Below are 5,835 nucleotides of genomic sequence, written 5' to 3' on the forward strand. Positions count from 1 at the left end.
GAAAATATTTATTCTATCATTATAAAGTACAATTAAAGAGCAAACTTGATAAGTAGAAAAAAGAAAAAAATGCTAATGGATATGCCATTCAGAATTACTGAAATACATATATAGTCATTATTTAAACTAATTGAATCCATACGCTCATTAAAATGAAAATGGAAGCGCTCTTTAAGAGATATGATCTTATGAGTGACCAGAATGCAAATATAAAAAAATGAAATCAGACTTATAAATATCCTGGTTGTTATTAACCTAAATTATATTTTTTTTGGATTAATGTGATGATCACTTGCTCTTTGAAATAAACTTAGTAGACTAGATTTAATATGAATACAAAATAGAGTATAATATATAGTAGATGATTATAATTTAAAGGCAGGGAAAAAAAATGAGCAATAGAAAAATAGTGATTATAATTAATCCTGTAGCTGGAAGAGGGCAAACAATAAAACTATTGCCTATAATAAAAGATAGATTTGATAAAATGTCCGGTATAGATTATGTCGTACAAGTATCAAAATACAAAGGCAATATTTCTGAAATTGTAAAAGATTACCTTAAAAAAGGTTATCAGGAGTTTATTGGTGTAGGTGGAGATGGAACTTTATCTGAAATTATAAATGGCATAAATTATGAAGTTGAGGACAAAATTCGAGTTGGTATTATCCCAAGTGGAACAGGTAATGATTTTGTACGCAGCTTAAATCGTAATTCAGAAATACATGCAATATTAGATCGAGTTGATTTAGAAGACACTTTGCCAATAGATATTGGCAAAGTAAATGATTTTTACTTTATTAACGTTTGCTCATTTGGAATTGACGGTCCTATTGTAGAGGATACAGAAAAGTTAAAGAAAATAATTCCTGGACCAACAGCCTATTTATTAAGTACATTAAAAGCGGGTTTGTTTTTTAAGGCCAATAATGTTGCATTGAAAATAGATGATCTTGAAATTAATAAACCACTGCTTCTGATTGCAATTGGAAATGGTAAATTTATTGGTGGTGGTATGAATGTTTGTCCAGATGCAATTCCAAATGACGGCGATTTTGATATTTGTACTGTGAATTCAGTAAGCAAAACTGTTTTTGCAAAAGAAATTTCAAAAATCTACAAGGGACGTTTAAAAGAAGTTAAAGAAGTTAATTATTATAAAGGAAAGAACATTATAATTAGTGATGAAAAAAATCAATACCATATCAATGCAGATGGTACTTTGATCGGAAAAACACCTGCAAGAATATCGATTCTAGAAAGTGCAATTTTGTTTTACTAAATGCCATAATATGTAATAATCTTGCTGGCAAATTCGAGAAAAAACAAATTTAATGTTAATTTATTCGCCAAAGACCAAAATGCTGATACAACGCAAATTTGAGCCTTATAGAGCTAATGTAAAAAAGAAGAGGTAAATCATGTATAATATTCAAGTAAGAGAAGCCAAAAGACTATTTATTAAAACAGGTCGACTGAATAAAAAAGTAGTTAACGAGGAAATTTCCAAATCATGGTATAAATGCTATATCACACATTTGGATGTCAAAGCATCCTTGAAAACAAAACAGGATTCTCAAAATATCGTGAGTAATATAAGTGATGATCTTATCAAATATATTTCCAAATTAATGAATCAAAATATTGATTATTTTATCTGCAACAAAAACGGAGAGGTTGTCTATAAAAATATAGTACATGAAAAATTTAAAGTCATAAATAATATAGATGAGGTTTTAATAGGTACTAATGCAGCTGCGATTTCTTTGCGCACAGAAAAATATTGTAAGGTATCATTGGAGGAACACTTCTTAGATGCCCTATCTGATCAATATACATTATCCTTACCAATCGTTTTAAATGAAGTATTTCATGGTGTATGTATGATGATCAGTGATATAAATTTTACTGAGTATGAACTTATAAAGTTTCAAGAGGGATTAAAAAAGATCGAAAGCAAGGCTCTTGTTGTTGAAAATAATAGCAATAAGTCATCATCTTTTTATCCACTAAATAAGCTATTTACCTATCCAGAGCCTTATTTTGACCAATTTAGAGAAGAAATTGACAAGTTACTTGAACCTCGATTGCCCATATTGCTGATGGGTCAAAGAGGATCTGGAAAAACGGCCTTGGCTTTATATTTGGCAAGTCACATGTCTCAAAGTAGAACATTAATTGATTCCAAGGCCATTCCCAAATATATGAGATATGATGAGGTATTATATGGACTGTTGCATTATGAGACAGTTATTATAGAGAATTTTGAATGGTTAGATTCTAAGACAGTAGCTCTGTTAACTGTTTACACTGAAGAAAAAATAATTACAAACTCAAATGATAAATATTGTGATTACAATTGTTGCAACCTAATACTGACAACTGTTAACACTGATTTTAATACACTAAAAAATCTTAATATAAATCAAAGATTGATGGCTAGAATTGACAAGAACTATCATATATTGAGAAATATTGACGAATTTTCTGATCACTACTGTAAACTGGTTAAAAGCGTTGTTAATAACCATGGTATTACTTGTACAGATGATTATGTGGAAAAATTGATTCGAAGTAACCGTATTTCCAACTTCAAAGAGATAGCTGAGGATACTCAAATTTCAGAATTAAACAACAGAAATGTAAGTGTTTACAGTACACAACATTTAACGCATATTGAAGACGAGAAGTTAGTTAGTCTAGAGATGATAGAAGCCCAGTATATTAAAAAAGTACTATCAAAAGTGGATTATAACCTGACTTTAGCTGCAGATATTCTAAAAATTAGTAGAAGTACCTTGTATCGAAAACTCGAAAAGTATCAAATTGAAACACTTTCGAATAAATAGCTAGATCTCAAAATAAAACAGGAGCTGAGAATGTATCGTAATAGATCATTCTTAGCTTTTGATATGTTTAGGACTTAAAATTATAGGTGTATCAAATAGAGGCAAAATACCTTATAGTCTGGTACATAAAAAAAAGTAAAAATCTTTTAAAAAAATCTCAAGATTTCTTAAAAGGATAAATTTTGATGAAAAATCACATTTTTTCAGTGCTTTTAAGAATAATAGTAATCTGGTTTACACACAAAATGATATGATAAAATTAATGTAAACACTTACTATAAATACATAAAGACACTTATTTAACTCACTTAAAGGACTTTAAGTTGTAATATTAAAAATGAATTGTAATTATGTTAGTAATTATGTAAAATTGGTATATAGATGTAAAGTCAGTTAATATGCGAATTATAAGCTTAACAGTTAATTAACAGTAAACTAAAGGAGGTGAATTAATGTATAAGGTCAGTGACGCAGCAGATATTATAGGTGTTGAAAAAGTTGAAATTTTTGAAAAGATGATTACACATAAAGCTTTACTTGACCCTAATATTTCTAAGCAAGAAGGTGTAACCTATTTCGATGAAAGGGGTCTTGAAATATTAAAGACATTATTTCACACAAATACAGAACATAATCCGAATGTTAAGAATGAAGAGCATGAAGGTTTAAAAGAACATAAGCCCAACAAAATTAAATCTCGACAAGATAAGGAATATGATATTCTCAAGAGAAAAATTGAGATCATCACAAATGAGTTAGCTAACTTGGATCAAGAACTCGAGATGAAAGATGAACTCTTGTCTAAATATCAGTTTAAGTTATTGGAAGACTTGGATATGATAAGTAAATTACAATACGCTTTACTAAAAAAGTTTGAAAGGTCAGTTGAGTAATATGTATAGAGTGATTGAAGTAGCGAGAATGCTTGGTGTCAGTAAAGTGACAATATATAAGAAAATAAACAAAAATAAGAAGGCTTTGAAACCACATATCCATACGAGAAGCAACATAACATATGTGGATGATGAAGGCGTTCAAATTATTAAAGATAGCATTGAAGTTGTAACACCGTATTTATTGAATGAAGACGCAGACCTTGCGGAGTTTAAACGTAATAGTCTAGATGATTTAAATGAAATGATCGGAATACTAAGTCATCAAATTGAAATTAAAAAACATCAAATTGATAAGAAGGATGAAATTATAGAATCCTATAAGAGCATTTTGAAAAGCAATAGAGGTAAGATTCAATATTTGGAAAGTCGATTAAATGAATTATAAATATGGGGAGGGCATAGACGTGGTACCTAAAAAAACATTATTCGAAAGAATGGGGCTTGTAGAATCAAGTCAAGCAGATAAGGATGCTTCAAAAGTAGAATTAAAGGAAGAACTAAAAGAACCGGTGTTAGATGAAAATAAGGTTCCAGATTTAGAGAATATTCCAGACCTTTCTCATTTAGTTTCTAATCCAATCAGTGAGCCAGTTTTTGATTTAGAAAAAGAGAAAGCTAAAGAAAAAGAGCTTGCAAAAGAAGAAGCTGGAAAGATGAATGATATTCCTAAAGATATCGGTGATAAGTTGGATTTATTGATAAATGCATATGAAAAGAATAAGATGTTGACCATTGATGAAATTTATAGAAATTCTCATTTGGAAACAGATCTTAAAAAATCAATTTTTATGGCAGATGTCTATTTAAAAGCAATTCCTGAAAATCTTCCAATGGATATTAAAAGAGAAACTGTTTTAAATATCATGAACGTCTCAAATGTGAGTTTAGATGAACTGCTTAACGATGCGTACAAGAGAATTGATTCTCTAAACACCGTTTTAGAAGAAACTGTTTCTACAACTCAAGAAATTTTTAACAGAAATGATGCTACAATTAGGGAACTTGAGAAGCGCATTGAAGACTTAAAAGAAATCAATAAGGGTAGAAAAAAATTCCAAGAAGATCAAAATACATTAATAGAATATGAAATTCAGAAGATTATTAATCTGGTTGAATTTGTTAAACCAAAGAAGTAGGATGCCATGTTTCCAAAAAATTATACGACAAAAGGTAAAATAATAATTGGAATATACTTGATTTCTTTATTAACTATCGTTATCATAAGTGGTAGTTATGTTGTTAGCTATATGTCTAACAAAGAGGTTCTTGCAACAGAGGATACTCCTTCTGTAGAAGTAAACTCAACGGATAGTAATCAAATTGAAGAAACCACAAATTCCACAGAATCAGCTTCAGATACAGCCAATACAGATACAACAGTAAACAATGAGACAAATAACGAAACTGGAGAAGCTGGGCAAAATGAAATGGGAAATGTCGTATCTAATGATTCTGAAGTTGCTACAGAGTCAGATTCTGTAACAGCAGAACCTACCACCCCATCTGGTAATGAAAATGGGACGTATTCTCAGGAAGATTTAAAAATATTAAAAGAAGCCTACGCCATTTTATATTTTGATTTTCAATCATTCGAATTAAATGAGACCTCAGATGAAATTCTAGAGTCCTTTTTAAAAGTGGCGAATGAATATCCTGATGAGTACATTGTAATTGAAGGACATTCAGATGGTTTTCCCAATTTTGAAAATACATCGATGGAATCTGAACTCTCATCAAATAGAATCTCAGCCGTTCTTGATGAATTAATTGCAAATGGTCTTGATAAGTCAAAAATCATCACAGTGAATTCTGGTTCGAGTGATCCTGCATCTAAAAAGGCAGATGAAAGAAATAAAAATGATCGTGTTGAAATTTATTTTGTTGACCACGTAATGAAAAACACCAATGGAAAATAAATGCACTCGTAGCTCAGTGGATAGAGCAACCGCCTCCTAAGCGGTAGGTCGGAAGTTCAAATCTTCTCGGGTGCGCCATGATTGTACAGCCCCTGTGATCAATTGATTACAGGGGTTTGTTTAATGAAATTTAAGTGAAAAGAGAGCATGCTTGAAACGTATGCGATTATAAAA

Annotated in this window: 6 protein-coding genes and 1 tRNA gene; all 7 read left to right on the forward strand. The window is 30.3% G+C overall.

What is annotated here, in order from left to right:
- Positions 1-391: 391 nt before the first annotated feature.
- The 7 genes from AC220I_RS17090 (at position 392) to AC220I_RS17120 (ending at position 5,739) form a co-directional block, all read left to right on the forward strand.
- The gene (locus AC220I_RS17090; protein WP_486725076.1) at positions 392-1,282 is read left to right on the forward strand and encodes a diacylglycerol/lipid kinase family protein; all 891 of its coding nucleotides are present in this window, start codon (positions 392-394) and stop codon (positions 1,280-1,282) included.
- A 139-nt stretch (positions 1,283-1,421) separates the two neighbouring features.
- Entirely contained in the window at positions 1,422-2,849 is a 1,428-nt protein-coding gene (locus tag AC220I_RS17095) for a helix-turn-helix domain-containing protein (protein WP_486725077.1), read from the forward strand.
- Positions 2,850-3,301: 452 nt separating this feature from the next.
- Positions 3,302-3,742: a hypothetical protein gene (locus tag AC220I_RS17100; protein WP_486725078.1), complete on the forward strand. Its 441-nt coding sequence runs from the start codon at positions 3,302-3,304 to the stop codon at positions 3,740-3,742.
- Between the two features lies 1 nt (position 3,743).
- On the forward strand, positions 3,744-4,130 hold the full coding sequence (locus AC220I_RS17105) for a hypothetical protein (RefSeq protein ID WP_486725079.1): 387 nt from the start codon (positions 3,744-3,746) through the stop codon (positions 4,128-4,130).
- Positions 4,120-4,881, forward strand: a complete 762-nt coding sequence (locus AC220I_RS17110) for a hypothetical protein (RefSeq protein ID WP_486725080.1) — start codon at positions 4,120-4,122, stop codon at positions 4,879-4,881. Before AC220I_RS17105 ends, AC220I_RS17110 begins: the two co-directional genes overlap by 11 nt.
- Positions 4,882-4,887: 6 nt before the next feature.
- Positions 4,888-5,661 (forward strand): OmpA family protein, encoded by a 774-nt coding sequence (locus AC220I_RS17115; protein WP_486725081.1) that lies wholly within the window; start codon positions 4,888-4,890, stop codon positions 5,659-5,661.
- 2 nt (positions 5,662-5,663) lie between these two features.
- Positions 5,664-5,739, forward strand: a tRNA-Arg gene (locus AC220I_RS17120).
- Positions 5,740-5,835 lie beyond the last annotated feature (96 nt).

The sequence above is a fragment of the Fusibacter sp. genome (genome assembly GCF_057447755.1).